The organism is Shinella sp. (assembly GCF_049651085.1).
Taxonomy (GTDB): Bacteria; Pseudomonadota; Alphaproteobacteria; order Rhizobiales; family Rhizobiaceae; genus Shinella.
Genome location: NZ_JBASBL010000032.1, coordinates 127,372 through 147,902, shown reverse-complemented (window position 1 = coordinate 147,902; position 20,531 = coordinate 127,372). Strand labels below are relative to the sequence as shown.

Here is a 20,531-nt window from a genome sequence, read left to right as displayed (position 1 = left end):
CCGTTGCTCAGGAGTCCCGGTCATGTTTTCTTTCGTTCTGCGGCGCCTTGCCAGCGCCGTGCCGACGCTATTCATCGTCGTCACCATCTCGTTCTTTCTCATGCGCTTTGCGCCCGGCGGGCCGTTCAACCTCGAACGTCCCCTTCCGCCCGCCACGATGGAAAACCTGATGCGGGCCTACCAGCTCGATCAGCCGCTCTGGCGACAATATCTCACCTATATAGGCAATGCCGTCACCGGCGATTTCGGGCCGAGCTACGTCTACAAGGACAACTCGGTTGCCGAACTGATCGGCAAGGGCCTGCCCTATTCGGTCGAACTCGGCTTCTACGCGCTGCTGCTTGCGCTGGTCGGCGGCGTCATCATCGGCACCTTCGCGGCCTTGCGCCAGAACAGCATGCTCGATTTCGCGGTCATGTCGGTCGCGACCATCGGCGTCACGGTGCCGAATTTCGTCGTCGGTCCGGTGCTGACGCTGATCTTCGCCATCGTGCTGGCCTGGCTGCCGGCCGGGGGCTGGGGTGACGGATCACTGCGCTTCCTCGTCCTGCCGACGATTGCGCTCGCCCTGCCGCAGCTTGCCGTCTTCGCGCGCCTCACCCGCGGCTCGATGATCGAGGCGCTGCGCACCGACCATATCCGCACGGCGCGCGCCTATGGCCTGCCGGCAAAGTCGGTGGTGGTGGTGCACGCCATGCGCGGCGCGATGCTGCCCATCGTCTCCTATCTTGCGCCCTGCGCGGCGGCGCTGCTGACCGGTTCGGCCGTGGTCGAGACGATCTTCACCATTCCCGGCGTCGGGCGTTACTTCGTGCTCGGCGCGATCAATCGCGACTATACGCTCGTCATGGGCACGGTCGTGCTGATCGCCATCTTCGTCATCGTGTTCAATCTGCTGGTCGACATTCTCTATGGCCTGCTCGATCCGAGGGTTCGCCATGACTGATACCGTGGCTGCTTCCACTCCACAGGGTGAGGTGAAGGGGCGCAGCCTCTTCCAGCTCGCCGTCCTGCGCTTCCGCCGCAACCGCCCCGCTATGGCGGGCAGCGTGATGCTGGTGCTGATCGCGTGCTTTTCCTTTTTCGGCCCGTTCTTCATCAGCCATGCCTATGATCAGGTCTTTTCCTCCTACGTGACCAGCCCGCCGAGCCTTGAGCCGCGGCCGGGCGCCGATGCACTGGAGGATGCGATGAAGGGTGTCGCGGGACGGGCGCGCGTCGAACTGCATTCCTTTTCCGTCGAAGGGGAGGCCTTCACCGCCATCGTCACGGCGAAGGACCCGATCGATCCGCGCACGACACGCTATTTCGACCGGGCCAACGAATTCGACAAGACCGTGGTCGTTTCGACCGAGGACGAGGGCCGCAAGCTCACGCTCACCGGCATCGTCGACCGGGAGTATTTCCTTTTCGGCACCGATACGAACGGCCGCGATCTCATGGCGCGCGTCATGCTCGGCGGACAGATCTCCATCGCCGTCGGCGTCCTTGCCAGTCTCGTTTCGCTCGGCATCGGCGTCGTCTATGGCGCGATCTCGGGCTATATGGGAGGGCGCATCGACAATGTGATGATGCGCTTCGTCGAAATCCTTTACTCGCTGCCCTTCGTTTTCCTCGTCGTGGTGCTTGTTGTCTTCTTCGGCAGAAGTTTCGTGCTGATCTTCATAGTCATCGGGGCGGTGGAGTGGCTCGACATGGCCCGCATCGTGCGCGGCCAGACCCTGTCCCTCAAGCGACGCGAATTCATCGGTGCGGCCGAGGCGCTGGGCCTCACGGACTGGCAGATCATCCGCCGGCACGTCATTCCCAACACGATCGGCGCGGTCGTCATCTTCGTCACGGTCATCGTGCCGAAGGTGATTCTGCTTGAAAGCTTCCTTTCCTTCCTCGGCCTCGGCGTGCAGGCGCCCCTGACGAGCTGGGGATCGCTGATCGCGGAAGGCGCCAACAACATCCAGTCGGCGCCGTGGCTGCTGATTTTTCCCGCCATCTTCTTCGTCGTCACGCTGTTCTCGCTGAATTTTGTCGGCGACGGCCTGCGCGATGCATTCGACCCGAAGGATCGCTGACATGGCGGACACCTTGAAAACCATGGATCCGATCCTCGCCGTGCGGGACCTGAAGGTCTCCTTCACGACGCCGGACGGGGCGGTGAATGCGGTCAAGGGCATCGACCTCGATGTCCGCCCCGGCGAGACGCTTGCCGTCGTCGGCGAATCCGGTTCCGGCAAGAGCCAGACCATGATGGGCATCATGGGCCTGCTTGCCGCCAACGGCGTCGTCACGGGCTCGGCGAAATATCGCGGGCAGGAGATGGTCGGGCTTGCGCCCAAGGCGCTCAACGAGATCCGCGGCGCGAAGATCACCATGATCTTCCAGGAGCCGATGACCTCGCTCGATCCGCTCTACCCGATCGGCAAGCAGATCGCCGAGGTGATCGTGCATCACCGCGGTGGAACGCAGAAGGCTGCCCGTCCGCGCGTGCTGGAACTGCTCAATCTCGTCGGCATTCCCGATCCGGAACGGCGCATCGGCAGCTATCCGCACGAAATGTCCGGCGGCCAGCGCCAGCGCGTCATGATCGCCATGGCGCTTGCCAACGAGCCGGACATCCTGATCGCCGATGAGCCGACGACGGCGCTCGACGTGACGATCCAGGCGCAGATCCTCAAGCTTCTGGCCGACCTGCAGAAACGCTTCGACATGGCGATCGTGCTCATCACGCATGATCTCGGCATCGTCCGGCATTTTGCCGGGCAGGTTGTCGTCATGCGGCGCGGCGAGGTGGTGGAACAGGGCGCGACGGCCGAGATCTTCGCAAGCCCCAAGGCCGATTATACCCGCATGCTGATCGAGGCCGAGCCGCACGGCCGCAAGGCCGAACCGGCGGACGATGCGCCGATCATCCTCGAAGGACGCAATGTCGTCGTGGACTACAGGATCGATGGCGGCCTTCTCAGCAGGCGGGCCTCGACTTTCCGCGCCGTCGACAATGTCAGCATCAGCCTGCGCGAGGGCCAGACGATCGGTATCGTGGGGGAATCGGGGTCGGGCAAGTCGACGCTCGGCCGGGCGCTGCTGCGCCTCATCTCCAGCGAGGGCGCCTATCGTTTCGGCAAGACGGACATTTCCGGCTTCGACCGGACTGACATGCGCCCGCTCCGGCGCAGCTTGCAGGTCGTCTTCCAGGATCCCTACGGGTCGCTCTCGCCGCGCCAGACGGTGGGCGAGATCATCACCGAGGGGCTTTATGTCCACGAGCCGCAATTGTCGCGCAGCGAGCGCGACAAGCGGGCGATCGAGGCGCTGAAGGACGTCGGGCTGGATCCGGCGGCGCGCAACCGCTATCCGCACGAGTTCTCCGGCGGCCAGCGCCAGCGCATCGCGATCGCACGCGCGATGATCCTGAAACCGCAGGCCGTTATCCTCGACGAGCCGACATCGGCGCTCGACCGTTCCGTACAGGGCCAGGTGATCGAGCTTCTGCGCGATCTCCAGTCCCGCTACGGGTTGTCTTACGTCTTCATCAGCCATGATCTGTCGGTGGTGCGCGCCATGTCCGACTATGTGGTGGTGATGAAAGACGGCAAAATCGTCGAGGAAGGGCCGACGGATGCCATTTTCAGCGCGCCGCGGGAGGCCTATACCAAGACCTTGATCGGCGCGGCCTACAATATCGCGCCGTGAACCACGGATAGCAGGGGGACGGATGGCCGAGGGTCGTTTGCCGCATATCGTACTTTTCTCGGGCGGCACGGCCTGCCGTTCGATCAATCTGGCGCTATGCGCAAAGCCGGTGCGGCTGACGCGCATCGTGCCGGCATGGGACAGCGGCGGCAGCTCGAAGGTGATCCGCGAAAGCCTCGGCGTGCTCGCCGTCGGCGACATCCGCCAGGCGCTGATGACCATGGCGCATGGCGAGGGCCGGGCGGGCGACGTGGTGAAAGTGTGCAATGCGCGCCTCACCAGCGGCACGGCGGCCGACGCGCAAACGGAATTCGCGCTCTATGCCGAAGGTCGCCATCCGCTTCTGGAGCGTATGGAACCGGGCCTGCGCGGTGCGATCCTCAATTACCTGCGCACCTTCCGGGCGGGGATTGCGGCGGACTTCGATTTTCGCAACGGCAGCATCGGCAATTTCATCCTCACCGGCGCGCATCTCGCCCACAATTGCGATATCAACACGGCCATCTTCGTCTTCCGCAAGCTCTGCGATGTGGCCGGCCATGTCTGGCCGTCGACGACGGCCGACGGCATCGACCTCTCGGCCGTCCTGAACGATGGCGCTGTTGTTGCGGGCCAGCACCGGGTGACGGCGCTTGGTGACGGGCCGGGCAGGATCGGCATTCGCGAGATCGCCCTTTCGGCGCGCGGGGAGCCGGTGGCGGCGAACGAGGCGGTCATCGAAAGCCTGGAGAGCGCCGACGCCATCGTCTTCGGGCCGGGCAGTTTCTTCACCAGCGTCCTGCCGCATTTCCTCGTCGATGGCATCGTGCCGGCGATCGCGCGCAATGTGTTCGCCCGCCGCATCTTCATCGGCAATATCCTGCAATGCCGCGAGACGCGGGGGCTGGACGTGGCGCGCATGCTGGAGATTGCCGCCGGGTTGTGGCAAGCGCGCGGCGGATCGGAGGTGCGGCCCTTCACCCATGTGCTGGCCAACCACCAACTCCTGCCCTTCGAGAAGACCGTTGGCGCCTTCGCCTATCTCGGCAATGGGGCGCTGGAGGAGGTTTGCGCACGGATCAGCGCCGAGGCGGTGATCGGCGAATTCGAGGATCCCTGGCAGCGCGGCCACCACGATGGCCGGGCCGTCGCCGACGTGCTCAGTTCGCTCTTGCCGTCGTAGGTTCCGCCAACGGCATCCATGCGCGCGCTTTGACGAAGACGAGGAAATCGTCGGCCGCCATCGGCCGTGCGAAGGCGTAACCCTGCAGGACATGGCAGCCGAGACGGCGCAGCAGATCGGCATGCGCCAGCGTCTCGACGCCTTCGGCGACCGTCTCGATGCCGCGCACCTTGCCGATATCGATGATCGAATGGACGAGGCTCTGCTGCGCGGTCGATTCCAGCAGGGGCAATATCAGCCGACGATCGATCTTCAGCCGCTTCGGCGACAGTTCGAGCAGGCTGACGATGGAGGCGTGGCCGCTGCCGAAATCGTCGATCTCGATCTCGATGCCGAGCGCCTTGATATCTTCGATCGCCTGCTTCCGTCCGTCATCCGCCGTATCGAAGGAGATCGATTCCAGCAGTTCGAAGGTCAGCGCGCCGGGCCGGATGTTCAGCCCCTTCAGTTTCTCGATGAGGTGTTCGTCGTGCAGGCGCTGGCTGGAGACGTTGACCGAGACGCGCGGGATGCCGAGCCCCTGGCTTTCCCAGCGTATCCTCTGGAACAACGCCTGGTCGAGGATCGTCTCGTCGATCTGCGCGACGACGTTGAGGCTCTCGGCAACCGGCAGGAAGACGTCCGGCGGAATGAAGCCACGGGTCGGGTGTTCCCAGCGGGCAAGGGCCTCGACGCCGACGATCTCCAGGGTTTCCGCGTCGAATTGCGGCTGGAAGAAGGGGCGGAATTCTCCCCGTTCGAGGCCGCGCAGGATATCGTCGCTGAGGCGCTTGATCTCTACCGTGCGAAGGCGCAGTTCGTCGTTGAAGGTCTCCATGCGATTGCGGCCGCGGCGCTTGGCCTCGTACAGCGCGATATCGGCATTGACGAGGAGCTGCTCGGCGGACTCCTCCGCGTCGCAGCGCGTGGCAAGGCCGATGCTTGCGCCGATGCGGCAGTCATGGGCCTCGATCGCCATCGGCTCGCTGATGGCCTCGATGAGCCGGACAGAAAGGGTTGGGAAATCGGCTGTGGCGGGGTCGCGGTGTGACAGAAGCACGAACTCGTCACCGCCGATGCGGGCAATGAAATCCTCGGCGGGAACTTGCGTGCGCAGCACTGTGGCCGCCTGTTTCAGCACCTCGTCGCCGGCGGAATGGCCGAGCGTGTCGTTGATGTCCTTGAAGCGATCGAGATCGATATGGAGCAGCGTCAGCGGACGCTCGCTGTCACTGGCAAGGGCAAGCTGCTGGTCGAGGAAGCGACGGTTCGGCAGTCCGGTCAGGGCGTCGTGCAGGGAATTGTGCTCCATCACGCGGCGGGCTTCCTCCAGCGCGCGGTTCTGCGCCTCGGCCGTCAGCTTGGCTGCAAGCAGTTCGGCCTGCAGCTGTGTGTCTTCCGTCACGTCCCAATTGGCGCCGACGATGCGTTTTGCGCCGGAAGAGACGCGATAGGTCGTGCCGTGCGCGCGAATGTGACGTATCCCGCCGTCCTGCCGCAGCACGCGGAAGCCGGTGATATAGGGTTGTTCCGTTTCGATGGCGGTGGCGAAGGCGCGTTCGGCCTCCTTCAGATCGTCCGGGTGAAGTGCGTTGCGCCAGTCTTCATAGCCGCAGACCTGCTGCGTCGGCGGCACGCCGTAGAGTGCGCGCATGCGGACATCCCAGGAAAGCACCGTCGTTTCGGTATCGTATTCCCAGACGCCGACCCTGGAGGCATCGAGCGCGAGCTGGAGACGCTGCGAGACGGTTTCGAGCCGCTCTTCCCGGTCCTGCAGCGCCGCGATATGTCGCTGGCGATCCTTCATCAGGTAGCCGACCCAGAACATCGGTGCGACGATGACGATGGCAAGCAGCGCAAGGGCGCTACGGAAAAAGCCGAGTTCGGCCGAGGACTGGAACCAGCCTTTCAGCGGCGCGCCCGACATGGTCCAGACCTCGTGGCCGATATCGATGGTCATCACAACCGGTTCGATGTCGACAGCAGCGGTGGTGCTGAAGAAGGTCCTGGCGTCGCCGCCGTCATGCGCTCGGCTCGAAAGCGTAACGGCGATTTTCAGATCGTTCTTGAAGCCGCTGTTGGCGAGCAGTCTGTCGAGGTCGATCACGGCGGAGGCGACGCCGAAGAAGGCATTGTCCGCGCCGGCACGGATCGGATAGCGGGCAATCAGGCCGCGGCCGCCCTGCACGAGATCGACGGGTCCCGTCACGATCAGCTTGTTTTGTTGCTTCACCTCCAATGCGGCGGCGCGTTGCTTCTCGTTCGTGCGGTAGTCGAGGCCGAGGCTACGTTCGTTGCCTGTCAGCGGATAGACGAGGGAAACGACGAAATCCGGCGCAATGGCGAGGCTGCGCAGTTCGTTGTCCTCGTCAAAGATACGGCTGGCGAGATCGGCAAAGCGGGCGGGGGGCATTCGCGGCTCGGTCGAGAGCGTAGCGACGAGGCCCTGTACGAGTTTGACATTGCCGAGGATATTGCCCTCGAGGCGCGAGCGCAGCAATCCGAGCTGTTCGGTGGTGAAGGAACGGAGATACTCTTCCTCGAGCCGGCGCTTCTGCGCATCGGCGAGGAGGGCGGCGACCAGGACGGCAAAGGCGACGACGATGGCGGGGATATAGTATCCCAGCCCCCGGACGGATGATGGAGCATGCGGGTCGTTCATCGTGTTCCGTTCGTCTCAGTGTGGTCGCCCTTTGCCGGGGCTGCTCATCGGGGGAGGATGCCAGATGCAACTTAATATTTACTGACGGTTGCGGAGGCTTCCCGCTGCGGCTCGTTCGGGTTTCCTCCCAACCCGATGCGGATGGGCGGCACAGGTGCTGGCGGCCACCATCTTTGTCGGCGTGCAGCAAGTTGAGGCGGGCCTTTCCGAGAGTGTGGGATGCACCCTGCAATCGCAACGCGTTTCTATTGCAAAAGCCCCCGTCTTCGCCCAATCTCGAAAGCGCTTTGAAGGCGGCAACAAACGTCATGCCTTGTGCCGCCTGCGCAGTCTGATTTTTGCGATTTTCTGCAATATATGGAATGCTTTGCCCGGACGGGCTTTCCCAAACGTGGTGAAAATGCCGCCAGGGTTCCCGCACAATGAAAGGTCATCTCATGCGCCCAGTCGTCAAATTTCTCGGAGCAGCTCTGGCCCTCGGCATCGCCGCCGGTGCCGCCCAGGCCCAGGTCGTCGTCTCGTCGAAGATCGACACCGAAGGCGGAGTTCTCGGCAATGTCATCCTCGCCGTGCTGAATGCCAATGGCATTGAGACGACGGACCGTGTGCAGCTCGGTGCAACGCCGGTTGTCCGTCAGGCGATCATCGCCGGCGAGATCGACATCTACCCTGAATATACCGGCAATTCCGCCTTCTTCTTCGAGAAGGCCGATGATCCGGCCTGGAAGGATGCGACCAAGGCCTATGAGCTTGCCAAGACGCTCGACTTCGACGCCAACAAGCTCGTGTGGCTGACGCCGTCGCCGGCCAACAACACCTGGGCGATCGCGCTGCGCAAGGACGTCGCCGAGCCGAACAAGCTCGTCACGCTGTCGGACTTCGGCAAATATGTCGCCGGTGGCGGTCAGGTGGTGCTTGCTGCTTCCTCCGAATTCGTGAATTCGGCTGCCGCACTCCCGGCCTTCCAGACGACCTACAGCTTCACGCTGAAGCCGGAACAGCTCATCACGCTTTCGGGCGGTGATACGGCCGCGACGATTGCCGCCGCCGCCAACCAGACGAACGGCGCCAATGCCGCCATGGTCTATGGCACGGATGGCGGCATCGCGCCGTCTGGCCTCGTCGTCCTGGAGGACGACAAGGGCGTGCAGCCTGTCTACCAGCCGGCGCCGATCATCCGCGAAGAGGTGCTCAAGGCCAATCCGCAGATCGAGGAAATCCTGAAGCCCGTCTTCGAAAAGCTCGATCTCGTGACGCTGCAGGATCTCAACGGCCGCGTCCAGGTCGGCGGCGAGCCGGCCAAGGCCGTTGCCGAGGACTTCCTCAAGAAAAACGGCTTCATCAAGTAAGCCGCGTTCGTCCTTCGCCCCTGCGGCGAAGGACGTCTCGCCCGAAAGGCGTTCATGACGGTACGGATCGACAAGCTAGGCGTGGTGATCGCCGCATTGCTGGCTTACGGTGCCTTTCTGGCGCCGTTCGCCAATTTCAGGGCCAACCGCATCGTGCCGGGGGAGGCGCGGTCGATCCTCGAGGCGCTGCCGTCCGGGTTTGGAACCGCTCTTGTCGCCTTCGCCGCCATCGCGATCGTCCTTATCGTGCTGAAGACGCCGACGGCGTTCCGGCTGGTGCTCGGGCTGGTGGCGCTGCTCTTGCTCGCCATCCTCATCGGCCTTTCCGCCGGACACCTGACGCCGCCGGACAATACCTATGCCCGCGTCTCGCCGGCCTCCGGCTTCTGGCTGACGAGCTTTGCCTTTGCGCTTCTGACGGCCGATGCGCTCGCCCGGTTGAACCCGCCGCCGCTTGCCCGCGTCGCGCTGCTCGCCGCCGCCGCCGCGGTGGCCGCCGCGCTCCTCATGTCCGGCGCATGGGACGGGCTGTCGATCCTCAAGGAATATGGCAGCCGCGCCGAGACTTTCTGGCTGGAAGCGAGCCGCCATGTGGTTCTGGCTCTTGGCTCGCTGGCGGCCGCAACGCTTGTCGGCCTGCCGCTCGGCATTCTCTGCCATCGGGTGGAGGGGTTGAGGGCTGGCGTGCTCAACGCTCTGAACATCATCCAGACGATCCCGTCCATCGCGCTCTTCGGCCTCCTGATCGCGCCGCTCGGCTGGATCGCGCTGCATGTGCCGGGAGCGTCGGCCATCGGCATCCGTGGCATCGGTGCCGCGCCGGCCTTCGTCGCGCTCTTCCTCTATTCGCTGCTGCCGGTCGTCGCCAATACGGTGGTCGGCCTTGCCGGCGTACCGCGCGAGGCCAATGATGCGGCCCGTGGCATCGGCATGACGGACCGCCAGCGTCTCCTCGGCGTCGAACTGCCGCTCGCCTTCCCGGTCATCCTCACCGGCATCCGCATCGTGCTGGTGCAGAATATCGGGCTTGCGACCATTGCGGCGCTCATCGGCGGCGGCGGTTTCGGCGTCTTCGTCTTCCAGGGGATCGGCCAGACGGCGATGGACCTCGTGCTGCTGGGGGCGGTGCCCACCGTGGCGCTCGCCTTCGCCGCGGCCATCGTGCTCGATGCCGCGACCGAACTCTCCAATTCCAAACCCGGCAGGGCCGCATGATCGAGATCGACAGCATCACCAAGCGCTACGGCGATACGACCGTCGTCGACAATGTCTCGATGACGATCGCGCCGCGCTCGATCACCGTCATCGTCGGCACGTCCGGCTCCGGCAAGACGACACTGATGCGCATGATCAACCGTCTCGTCGAGCCGACCTCGGGAACGATCCTGATCGATGGCAAGGACAACCGGTCGCTACCCGGCTACGAGCTGCGCCGCCGCATCGGCTATGCCATCCAGGGCCATGGCCTCTTTCCGCACCGCACGGTCGCGGAGAACATCGCCACCGTGCCGACGCTTCTCTGCTGGGAAAAGAGCCGCATCGACGCCAAGGTCAAGGAACTGCTGACGCTCTTCCAGCTCGACCCCGCCGCCTTCGGCCCGCGCTATCCGCATGAGCTTTCCGGCGGCCAGCAGCAGCGCGTCGGCGTTGCCCGGGCGCTTGCCGCCGAGCCGAACATCCTGCTGATGGACGAACCCTTCGGCGCGCTCGACCCCGTTATCCGCGCCAAGGCGCAGGAGGATCTGCTGGCGATCCAGAGGCATTTCGGCACGACCATCGTGCTCGTCACTCATGACATGGAGGAAGCCTTCCACCTCGCCGACAGGATCGCCGTGATGGATAAGAGCCGGATCGTGCAATATGCCGCGCCGGAGGAAATGCTGGTGAACCCGGCGACCGGTTTCGTCGAGACGCTGATCGGCGCGGCGGAACGGCCGTTCCGGCTCCTCTCCATCGGCACGGTGGGCGAAGCCGCGGAAACCGGCGCAGCCGAGGGCGAACCGCTCACCGCCGACACGAGCCAGCGCGACGCGCTTTCGGCGCTGCTTTGGTCCGGCCGTGAGGCATTGCCCGTCGTCGGTGCGGATGGCGCGCCCATCGGCCGCGTCACGCTTGCCGGCCTGGCCCGCCGCGCCGCGAGGCCGCAATGAGGCTGCTGCCCAACCTGCTGCGGCTTGCGGCGCTCATTATCCTGATCGCCTTCCTCGTCCAGCCCATGCTGTTCGAGCCGTTCCTGAAGCCGCTCGTGCAGGCCAATGCGCCGGCCATCTACAATCAGGGCAGCCTCCTGTCGCTGACGATCTCGCATCTCACCACCGTCTTCATCGCGACGCTTGCCGCGACCTTCGTGGCGGTTGCCCTTGCCATTCTCGTCACGCGGCCGATCGGCGCAGAATTCTTGCCGTTGTCGCGCAGCCTCGTGAATATCGGCCAGACCTTTCCGCCCGTCGCCGTGCTGGCGCTTGCCGTGCCCGCCGTCGGTTTCGGCGAGAAGCCGACGCTGATCGCGCTCTTCCTCTATGGCCTGCTGCCGATCTTCGAGAATGCGATGACGGGCCTGTCCACACTGCCGCAGGCCATCGTCGAGGCGGCGCGCGGCACCGGCATGACAGCATGGCAGCGGCTCATCAAGGTGGAAATCCCGCTGGCCCTGCCGGTCATTCTCGCCGGCATCCGCCTTTCGGTCGTCATCAGCCTTGCGACGGCGACCATCGGCTCGACGGTTGCGGCCAAGACGCTCGGCGAGGTCATCATTGCCGGCCTGCAATCGAACAATCTCGCCTTCGTGCTGCAAGGCGGCCTCGTCGTCGCGGTGCTGGCGGTGCTGATCTACGATGCATTCTCCGCCGTTGAGCGCGTGCTGGCGCGCCGGGCCGGGCGGGTGCGTTAGTCGTCAGTCTCGAGGTCGTAGACGAGAATGCCCTCGACACCGCCTTCGGCGGCGGCGACCAGACGTCCGCCGGTCTGCTTGTGCTCGGGATCCTCCAGATAGGCATCGCGGGCGAAACTGTCGGCGAAGTCGACGATGAAGCCATCGCCGAAGCCCTTGTCCATGCCTTCTTCCGGGCTGACATTGGTGCCGATGTGAACGGCAATCATGCCCGGCAGCCGGTCCTTCAGGGCATCGATCTCGTTGAAGAGCTCCGTCTTGTACGCGACGGAGATGGTCGGCTTGAAACGGATGAAGACGCAATGGCGGATCATGGCTGCTCCTATCGAATGTTGGCGCGGGCGCGCGGGCGCGCATCGTTGCGCTCGTGCAGGAAGACCTGGGCCGGCAGCGCCGGCAGGCCGCGGATGATGTCGGCACCCTTCTCGCCCACCATGATGGTCGGCGCATTGGTGTTGCAGGAAGGAACGCGCGGCATGACGGAACTGTCGCAGACGCGCAATCCGTCAAGTCCATGCACCTTCAAATCCAGCCCGACGACGGCGTCCGCCCCCGTGCCCATCTTGCAGGTGCCGACCGGATGATGGTCGGTCTTGGCATTGGCGCAGCCGTAGTCGAAGAGTTCGTCGTCGCTCATCACCTTCGGTCCCGGCAGGCGCTCGGCCATGACGAAGGGCTTGAGCGCCGCCTGCTGCATAATCTCGCGGGCAAGCTTCAGGCCCTCGATCGACATCTTCCTGTCGTGCGGGTCTTCCCAGTAGTTCGGGTCGATCAATGGGGCTGCGGACGGATCGGCGGAGGCAAGTCGCACCGTACCCTTCGAGCGTGGATGCAGATAGGCGGAGTTCAGCGTCACGCCGGCATTCTTCAGCCTCTCGACCCCCGCCTCGATGCCGGAGCCGAGACCGAGATGGAACTGGATGTCGGGCGAGCGGGCTTCGGCATCCGCATACCAGAAGCCGCCGGTCTCGAAGAGCGAGGAAGCGACGGGGCCGGAGCGGAACAGCACATATTGCAGGCCGGCCCAGAGCGTGCGGTGGAGTTTCGCGACGCCGTCATAGGTATGGTCGCCGGTGCATTCGGAGATGACGAAGAGGTCGAGATGGTCCTGCATGTTGGAGCCGACGCCGGGCAGGTCGTGTCTCACCTGAACGCCCACCGACTTCAGGTGATCGGCCGGGCCGATGCCCGATTGCTGGAGCAGCTTCGGCGAACCGATGGCACCGGAGGAGACGAGCACCTCGCGCTCCGCCCGGATCGTCTCGACGCCCCTTGCCGTAACCACCTCGACGCCGACGGCGCGGGTGCCTTCCAGCACGATGCGCGCGACGCGGGCGCCGGTGCGGATCGTCAGGTTCTTCCGTTCCTTGATCGGCGAGAGATAGGCGAGCGAGGCGGAGGAGCGGCGGCGGTTACGCTGGGTCAGCTGGTAGAAGCCGACGCCGGCCTGCTGGCGGCCGTTGAAATCGTGGTTGTAGGGAATGCCGAGTTCCTGTCCGGCGCGGATATAGGCGTCGCAGATCGGCAGGGCCGAGACCGGCATGGAAACGCCGAGCGGCCCGCCATAGTCATGGTAGTCGTCGGCAAAACGCTGATTGTCCTCGGCGCGCTTGAAATAGGGCAGGATCTCCCGGTAGCTCCAGCCCTCGCAGCCGTCCTCGCTCGCCCACAGATCGTAGTCGGCCGCATTGCCGCGGGTATAGAGCTGAGCGTTGATCGAGGAACCGCCGCCGATCACCTTGGCCTGCGTATAGCGCAGCACGCGGCCCTTCATGTGCGTCTGCGGCACGGTTTCCCAGCCCCAGCTGGCGACGCCCTTCGTCATCTTGGCAAAGCCCGCCGGCATATGGAACAGCGGATTCCAGTCACCACCGCCCGCTTCCAGCAGCAGCACGCGGACGGTGGGGTCTTCCGAGAGCCGGTTCGCCAGCACGCAGCCGGCAGGCCCTGCGCCGGTGATGATGTAGTCGTAGGTCGTCATGCTCTGTCCTCAGAATTTGCGGCCTAGAGCCGCCCGATGGCGAGCCCGCCGTCGAGATTGATCACCGAGCCGGTGGCAAAGGAAAACTTGCCAGATGCAAGTGCTGCTGCCGCTGCGCCGATGTCGTCCGGTTCGCCCCAGCGCTTCATCGGCACGAGGCCGCCGTCGATCAGCGCGTCGTATTTGGCCGAAACGCCGGCCGTCATGTCGGAGCGGATGATGCCGGGGCGGATTTCGAAGACGGAGATGCCGGTATCGGCCAGCCGCAGCGCCAGCCCCTGGCTGAAGGCGGCAAGCCCTGCCTTGGTCATGCAGTAGTCGAGCCGTTCGGGGGAGGTGAGGCCGGCCGAAACGGAGGTGATGTTGATGATTGAGCGCGGCCCCACGACCTGTTTCGAGTGCAGCATCGCCTTCAGAACGGCCTGCGTGAAGAAGACGGTGCCGCGCAGGTTGGTGGCGACGATCGTATCGAAATTCTCCGGCGCCAGATCGAGGAAATCGCCGCGCACGACGGAGGCGATGCCGGCATTGTTGACGAGGCAGCCGATGGCGCCGAGCCGGTCTTCGACGGCGGCGACTGTTGCGGCATGGCCGGAAATATCGGCAAGATCGCCCTTGAGATATATGGCGCGGCTGCCGAGCGTGGCGAGGTCGGCGAGCATGGTGTCGGTCGCGGCATCGCTGTCGCCGATGCCGGTGATGGCGATGTCGAAACCGTCAGCCGCAAGGGCTTTGGCGATGCCGAGGCCGATGCCGCGGCGGCCGCCGGTGACGATGGCGACGGGACGTGCGGATGTCGTCATGCGGCAAGATCCCTCGATTTGATGTGGTCGGCGACGCGCAGCGCCTGTGCGGCGACTGTCAGCGCCGGGTTCACCGCGGCCGAGGTCGGCAGGTAGGAGGCGTCGACCACGAAGAGGTTCGGATGGTCGTGTGCGCGGCACCAGATATCGAGAGGGGCAGTCGCCGGATCGTTGCCGATGCGCACGGTGCCGCATTGGTGCGAGGGCGTGCGCTTGTCGAAGGCACGGGCGAGCACGATGGGGAAGCCTGCCTTTTTCAGCGCGGCCTTGAGCTTCGTCACGAGGTCGAGATGGGCCTGCCAGTTGGTGCGGGTCCATTTCATGACGATCCTCTCGCGATCGACCGTGATGCGGCTTTCGGGATGCGGCAGATCCTCGCTCATCGCGTAGAAATCGATGGCGCGGGTGGCGACCTGTTCCAGCAGCCATTCCGGCATCGAGGGCATGTTGGCCTTGAGAATCTTTCCGGAGACGCGGCCGAGAAGCTGCACATTGCCGAGCGGCGGGCCACCATTGCCGTCCGAGAGGTAGTAGTCGTTGAAGCCGAAGCTCTTCTGGTAGACGGAGGTGTTGCGGTAGAAGGGCGACAGGCCGATGACCGCGCTCGAATTGTGGTTCATGAAGTTGCGGCCGACCTGGTCGGAGCTGTTGGCAAGCCCGTTCGGGAAGGCCTCTGAGGCCGAACGCAGCAGGAGCACGGCGGATTGCACGGCGCCGGCCGAAAGGATGACCAGTTTCGGCGAAACGCTTTCGGTCTCGCCGCCGCGCTCATAGTGCACGGTGGAGATGGTGCGGCCGTGCGGGGCGGTGGCAAGCCGTGTCACCCGGCAATTGGTGCGCAGTTCGACATTCGGATATTTCAGCGCTTCTGCGAGTGCCGTGCTCTCCGCGTCCATCTTGCCGTCATTGCTGTTTGGATGCGCGTCCCACGGCGTCTTCGCCTTGGCGAGCCAGCGGTTGATATCGACGCCGAGCGACAGTGAATAGGGGTGCAGCCCGTTCGCCTTCAGCCGGGCGCGGACCTTCGCGATGGCCGGTTCGTCCGGCACGGGTGGAAACGGGTAGGGGGCGGAATGGTGCGGTTCGGTCGGATCTTCGCCGAGCGTGCCACGCACATTGTAGAGCTTTTCCGCCGCCGAATACCACGGCTCCAGTTCCTCATAGGGAAAGGGCCAGGCGGGCGAGACGCCGTCGCGGTGGCGCATTTCCTCGAAATCTTCCCTGCGGTAGCGCACCAGCACCGCGCCGTAGAATTTCGAGTTGCCGCCGACATTGTAATAGTTGCCGGGGTTGAAGGCGGTGCCGCCTTCCTCGTACCACATCTCCCTCGGGCGGAAGTGGCCGCGCTGGAAGATGGCGCGCTGGTCACGGTTCTCCGGGCGGTCAGGCAGGTGATCGCCCGCCTCGAGAATGAGTATCCTCGCGCCCGTCGGGGCGAGCGCGGCGGCCGTGGTGGAGCCCCCGATGCCCGATCCGATGATGACGATGTCCGGCTGTGTGGTCATGATCTGCTCAGGCAATGCGAAGCTGGCTTGCGGGGTCGAAGAACACCGCCTTGTCGAGGTTGAAGGCCAGGCGGGCGGTCTGGCCGGCGGCGATGCGCACATCGGCGCGCAGGCGTGCCACGATCTGCTTGCCGCCGAGATGGGTGACGGCAAAGGTATCTGCGCCGGCAGGCTCGACCACCTCGATCATGCATTCGCCCTCGCCGACGGTGCGGGCATTGCGGTCCGCGCCGTCCGGATCCGTCAGGGCTTCCGGGCGAATGCCGAAGATCACGTCCTTGCCCTTGTAGGCGGCAAGCCCGCCCGGTGCGTTCGGCACGGAAAGCACCAGTGGCTCTGCCTGGTGACGGGCGAGCGAGACGGCGACGCCCGAGCCGTTGTTCTCTACCCGGGCCTGCAGCAGGTTCATTGCCGGCGAGCCCATGAAGTCGGCCACGAAGGTGTTGGCCGGGTTGTTGTAGATCTCCGAAGGCGAGCCGAATTGCTGGAGCACGCCGTCCTTCAGCACCGCGATCTTGGTGGCGAGCGTCATCGCCTCGATCTGGTCATGAGTCACGTAGACGATGGTCGTCTTCATGCGGTGGTGGAGGCGCTTGATTTCCGTGCGCATGTCGACGCGCAGCTTTGCGTCAAGGTTCGACAGCGGCTCGTCGAACAGGAAGAGTTTCGGATCGCGCACCAGCGCCCGGCCCATGGCGACGCGCTGGCGCTGGCCGCCGGAGAGCTGGCCGGGCTTGCGGTCGAGAAGATGGCCGATCTGGAGCATGTCGGCGACCTCTCTGATCGCCTTCTCGCGCTCCTCCTTCGGCACGCCGCGGATCTCCATGCCGAAGGCGATGTTTCCGGCGACCGTCATGTTCGGATAGAGCGCGTAGGACTGGAACACCATGGCGATGTCGCGCTTGGATGGGTGCAGGCCCGCGACCGAGCGGCCGTCGATGGCGATTTCGCCGGAGGTGATCGGCTCCAGGCCGGCGATCGTGTTGAGCAGCGTGGACTTGCCGCAGCCGGACGGACCGACCAGCACGAGGAAGCCGCCCTGTTCGATCTCGATGTTGATGTCCTTCAGGATTTCGAGCGCGCCGTAGGATTTGCGCAGGTTGCTGATCTTCAGGAAAGACATGGCTTTATCCTTTCACGGCGCCGGACATCAGGCCGCGCACGAAGTACCGCCCGGAGACGATGTAGACGATGAGGGTGGGAAGCGCGGCGAGGATCGCGCCCGCGAAATGCACGTTGTATTCCTTCACGCCGGTCGACGAGGAGACGAGGTTGTTGAGCGCCACCGTCATCGGCGTGGTGTTCGCCCCCGAGAAGGACGCGCCGAACAGGAAGTCGTTCCAGATGTTGGTGAATTGCCAGATGACCGAGACGACGATGATCGGGCCGGAGGACGGCAGCAGGATGCGGTAGAAGATCTGGAAGAAGCTCGCGCCGTCGATCTGGGCCGCGCGGACCAGTTCGGTCGGGAAGTTCTCATAGTAATTGCGGAAATAGAGCGTCGTGAAGCCGATGCCGTAGACGACATGCACCAGGATCAGGCCCCAGAGCGAACCTGCCAGCCCCAGCATGCCGAGGATGCGCGCCATCGGGATCAGCACGATCTGGAACGGAATGAAGCAGGAAAGTAGTAGCAGGCCGAAGAAGACGTTCGAACCCCGGAACTGCCACTTGGTCAGCACATAGCCGTTGAGCGCACCGATGATGGTGGAGATCGCGACGGCCGGCACGACCATCAGGATCGAGTTGATGAAGAAGGGGCGAAGGCCCGTCGGCTGCACGCCGATCTGCGCCGTCGACCAGGCTTGCAGCCACGGCTCGATCGTCCATTGCTGCGGCAGGTTCAGCATGCCGCCCTGGCGGATTTCCTCCAGCGGCTTCAGCGAATTCACCAGCATCACATAGAGCGGCAGCAGGTAGTAGACGGCGAACAGGAGGAGCGCGGTATAGATGAGGGCGCGCGTCAGCTTGCTGTGCGAGATGACATTGTCGGGACTGGGAGCGCTCATCGGCCTTTGCCTCCGCGGATTTCGGAATAGAGGTAGGGGACGATGATCGAGAAGATCATGACCAGCATGATGATGGCCGACGAGGCGCCGATGCCCATCTGGTTGCGGGTGAAGGTGTAGGAATACATGAAGGTCGCCGGCAGTTCGGTCGCCTGGCCGGGGCCGCCGCCGGTCAGGGCGACGACGAGGTCGTAGGCCTTGATGGCAAGATGCGCTAGCACGACGAAGGCGGAAAGGAAGACCGGGCGCATCAGCGGAATGATGATACGGCGATAGATGGTGGTGGTCGAGGCGCCGTCGATCTGCGCGGCCTTGATGATCTCGTTGTCGACGCCGCGAAGGCCGGCGAGGAACATGGCCATGACGAAGCCGGAGGATTGCCAGACGGCGGCGATCACCACGCAATAGATGGCGTAGTTGCGGTCCTTGATCCAGTTGAAGGCAAAGCTTTCCCAGCCCCAGAGATGCATGGTGTTCTCAAGCCCGATGCCGGGGTCGAGGAACCATTTCCAGGCGGTGCCCGTCACGATGAAGGACAGCGCCATCGGGTAGAGGTAGATCGGGCGCAGGATGCCCTCGGCGCGGATCTTCTGGTCGAGCAGGATGGCGAGTGCCAGGCCCAGCACCGAGCAGATGACGATGTAGAGCGAGGCGAAGATCGCCAGGTTGGAGATCGCCCGCCACCAGTGCGGCAGCGCCCACAGCTTGGTATAGTTGCTGAGTCCCACGAAATTGTAGGAGGGCAGCATCTTGCTGTCCGTCAGCGATAGGAAGCCCGTATAGGCGATGAAGCCGTAGACGAAGACGAGCACGATGAGAAAACTGGGTGCAAGCACGAGCTTGGGCAAAAGCTCCTGCAGCCGGTTTCGGCTATCCATGGGCGATACCACCGTTGTTGTGTGTTTGTCGGCGGCGGGGAGGCCCCTCGTCCGCCTGCCGGCACCTTCTCCCCGCAGGCGGGGAGAAGGGAACATGCCGTGACCTCGTCGTCTCCCTCTCCCCGGTTACGGGAAGAGGGGCGGGATGAGGGGCAGTCTTTCGCGTTTACTTCGCGCCTTCGACGGCGGCCTTGAGTTCCGTGACGGCTTCCTCGGACGAAAGCTCGCCGTTGAACTGGCGGGTCACGACGTCATAGATCGCGTTCTTGACGGAGGCCGGGTTGGCGTGGCCATGCGCCATGGAGCCGAAGAGCGAACCGTTGGTGTTCGCTTCCGCGAGATCCTTGATGGCCTTCTTGCCGCAATCGTCGAACGCTTCGTCCGAGACGTCGGTGCGGGCCGGGGCGGAACCCTTGACCACGTTGAAGGCCGACTGGAAGGCTGGGCTCTCGATGGCCGATGCCATGATGAGCTGGGCCGGCACCTTGTCTTCGGCAACCTTGAACATCGCGAACTGGTCGGAGTTGAAGGTGACGGAGCCCTGCGTGCCCGGGTAGCGCATGCAGACGAAATCGGTGCCCGGCTTCTTGCCGGCCTTGATGAACTCGCCCTTCGCCCAGTCTCCCATGAACTGGAGGCCGGCCTTGTTCTCGATCACCATGGCGGAAGCGAGGTTCCAGTCGCGGCCGGAGAAGTTGTCGTCGACGTAGGAGCGCAGCTTCGTCATGCGGTCGAAGGCTTCCTTCATCTGGTCGCCGCCGAGCGTGTCGGGGTCGAGGTCGATAAAGGCCTTCTTGTAGAAGTCGTTGCCGAAGGACAGTACGACCGCGTCGAAGATGGTGGCGTCCTGCCACGGCTGGCCGCCATGGGCGACCGGGGTGATGCCCTGTGCCTTGAAGTTGTCGAGCAGGGCAACGAGTTCGTCCCAATTGGTCGGCTCCTTGCCGCCGGCCTTGTCGAGCGCTGCCTTGTTGATCCACATCCAGTTTGTCGAGTGGACGTTGACCGGCGCGGCGATCCAGTGGCCGTCATATTTCGAGAACTGCTGCAGGGCGGTCGGGATGACCTTGTCCCAGCCTTCCTTGGCAGCCACGTCGTCGAGGTTGCCGAGCGCGCCTTCCTTGGCCCAGTCGAGGATGTCGAAGCCGAGCATCTGCACAGCGGTCGGCGCGTTGCCGGCCGTGACGCGGGCGCGCAGCACCGTCATGGCTTCCGTGCCGCCGCCGCCGGCTACCGGCATGTCGGTCCAGGAAATACCCTTGGTTTCAAGGTCCTTCTTCAGGACGTCGAGGGCTGCGGCCTCACCGCCGGACGTCCACCAGTGCAGGACCTCCACGCCTTCTGCGGCCTTGGCGGACAGGCCGCCTGTCGTCATCATCACCGCGGCGATCGCAGTGGTTGTCAGAAACTTGCGCATCGTATTCCTCCCGTTTGCAAGTTCGTAGGCGAGAACCTCCTCCCGCCGATTTCCCCGAGGCCCGAAAGGGCGCCGGAATTCTGTCTGCGGCTCGAATTGCCGCGCTAATTTAAAACGTTGTAAATTTGCAGAGTCAAGTCGTCGGGCATGCCGGCAGAAGACGCTTCGATAAATGCGCTAGATTCGGGCTCTTCAGGCGTTTCATGCAA

Annotated in this window: 17 protein-coding genes; 8 read left to right on the top strand and 9 right to left on the bottom strand. The window is 64.3% G+C overall.

Features of this window, described 5'->3' with window-relative positions; all coding sequences use genetic code 11:
• The first annotated feature begins 22 nt into the window (after positions 1 to 22).
• From oppB to WA950_RS22010, 4 genes are read left to right on the top strand one after another with little or no spacing between them, the layout of a single operon-like run.
• Positions 23 to 946, top strand: a complete 924-nt coding sequence (gene oppB, locus WA950_RS22025; protein WP_424553880.1) for an oligopeptide ABC transporter permease OppB — start codon at positions 23 to 25, stop codon at positions 944 to 946.
• Complete coding sequence (locus tag WA950_RS22020; RefSeq protein ID WP_424553879.1) at positions 939 to 2,069, top strand: ABC transporter permease; 1,131 nt, start codon at positions 939 to 941, stop codon at positions 2,067 to 2,069. Before oppB ends, WA950_RS22020 begins: the two co-directional genes overlap by 8 nt.
• Positions 2,044 to 3,687: an ABC transporter ATP-binding protein gene (locus WA950_RS22015; RefSeq protein ID WP_424553878.1), complete on the top strand. Its 1,644-nt coding sequence runs from the start codon at positions 2,044 to 2,046 to the stop codon at positions 3,685 to 3,687. Before WA950_RS22020 ends, WA950_RS22015 begins: the two co-directional genes overlap by 26 nt.
• A gap of 22 nt (positions 3,688 to 3,709) precedes the next feature.
• The gene (locus tag WA950_RS22010) at positions 3,710 to 4,849 is read left to right on the top strand and encodes a gluconeogenesis factor YvcK family protein (protein ID WP_424553877.1); all 1,140 of its coding nucleotides are present in this window, start codon (positions 3,710 to 3,712) and stop codon (positions 4,847 to 4,849) included.
• Here the strand turns inward: WA950_RS22010 and WA950_RS22005 are convergent.
• Entirely contained in the window at positions 4,827 to 7,490 is a 2,664-nt protein-coding gene (locus WA950_RS22005) for a bifunctional diguanylate cyclase/phosphodiesterase (RefSeq protein ID WP_424553876.1), read from the bottom strand. The genes WA950_RS22010 and WA950_RS22005 overlap by 23 nt on opposite strands.
• Before the next feature lie 437 nt (positions 7,491 to 7,927).
• Between WA950_RS22005 and osmF the strand changes: the two genes are divergently transcribed.
• Genes osmF through WA950_RS21985 form a run of 4 tightly spaced genes read left to right on the top strand, consistent with a single transcriptional unit; the run spans position 7,928 to position 11,729 of the window.
• Positions 7,928 to 8,839 carry a glycine betaine ABC transporter substrate-binding protein OsmF gene (osmF, locus tag WA950_RS22000; RefSeq protein WP_424553875.1) on the top strand — a complete coding sequence of 304 codons (912 nt, stop codon included), beginning with the start codon at positions 7,928 to 7,930 and terminating at the stop codon, positions 8,837 to 8,839.
• A gap of 54 nt (positions 8,840 to 8,893) precedes the next feature.
• Entirely contained in the window at positions 8,894 to 10,054 is a 1,161-nt protein-coding gene (locus WA950_RS21995) for an ABC transporter permease (RefSeq protein ID WP_424553874.1), read from the top strand.
• Positions 10,051 to 10,989: an ABC transporter ATP-binding protein gene (locus WA950_RS21990; RefSeq protein WP_424553873.1), complete on the top strand. Its 939-nt coding sequence runs from the start codon at positions 10,051 to 10,053 to the stop codon at positions 10,987 to 10,989. Before WA950_RS21995 ends, WA950_RS21990 begins: the two co-directional genes overlap by 4 nt.
• Positions 10,986 to 11,729, top strand: coding sequence for an ABC transporter permease (locus WA950_RS21985; protein WP_424553872.1), 744 nt, complete (start codon positions 10,986 to 10,988; stop codon positions 11,727 to 11,729). The genes WA950_RS21990 and WA950_RS21985 overlap by 4 nt, the downstream gene beginning before the upstream one ends.
• Here the strand turns inward: WA950_RS21985 and WA950_RS21980 are convergent.
• From WA950_RS21980 to WA950_RS21945, 8 genes are all read right to left on the bottom strand, one after another.
• A complete protein-coding gene (locus WA950_RS21980; protein ID WP_424553871.1) occupies positions 11,726 to 12,043 on the bottom strand; it encodes a Dabb family protein in 318 nt (105 codons plus the stop codon). The two genes, WA950_RS21985 and WA950_RS21980, sit on opposite strands and share 4 nt — an antisense overlap.
• Positions 12,044 to 12,051: 8 nt before the next feature.
• On the bottom strand, positions 12,052 to 13,710 hold the full coding sequence (locus WA950_RS21975; protein ID WP_424553870.1) for a GMC family oxidoreductase: 1,659 nt from the start codon (positions 13,708 to 13,710) through the stop codon (positions 12,052 to 12,054).
• Positions 13,711 to 13,733: 23 nt separating this feature from the next.
• Entirely contained in the window at positions 13,734 to 14,513 is a 780-nt protein-coding gene (locus WA950_RS21970) for a 3-ketoacyl-ACP reductase (RefSeq protein ID WP_424553869.1), read from the bottom strand.
• Positions 14,510 to 16,018: an FAD-dependent oxidoreductase gene (locus WA950_RS21965; RefSeq protein WP_424553868.1), complete on the bottom strand. Its 1,509-nt coding sequence runs from the start codon at positions 16,016 to 16,018 to the stop codon at positions 14,510 to 14,512. The genes WA950_RS21970 and WA950_RS21965 overlap by 4 nt, the downstream gene beginning before the upstream one ends.
• Positions 16,019 to 16,025: 7 nt before the next feature.
• A complete protein-coding gene (locus WA950_RS21960; protein ID WP_424553867.1) occupies positions 16,026 to 17,141 on the bottom strand; it encodes an ABC transporter ATP-binding protein in 1,116 nt (371 codons plus the stop codon).
• 4 nt (positions 17,142 to 17,145) lie between these two features.
• Entirely contained in the window at positions 17,146 to 18,027 is an 882-nt protein-coding gene (locus WA950_RS21955) for a carbohydrate ABC transporter permease (RefSeq protein ID WP_424553866.1), read from the bottom strand.
• Complete coding sequence (locus WA950_RS21950; protein ID WP_424553865.1) at positions 18,024 to 18,905, bottom strand: carbohydrate ABC transporter permease; 882 nt, start codon at positions 18,903 to 18,905, stop codon at positions 18,024 to 18,026. The genes WA950_RS21955 and WA950_RS21950 overlap by 4 nt, the downstream gene beginning before the upstream one ends.
• A 166-nt stretch (positions 18,906 to 19,071) precedes the next feature.
• Positions 19,072 to 20,283: an ABC transporter substrate-binding protein gene (locus tag WA950_RS21945; RefSeq protein ID WP_424553952.1), complete on the bottom strand. Its 1,212-nt coding sequence runs from the start codon at positions 20,281 to 20,283 to the stop codon at positions 19,072 to 19,074.
• Between the last annotated feature and the right edge of the window lie 248 nt (positions 20,284 to 20,531).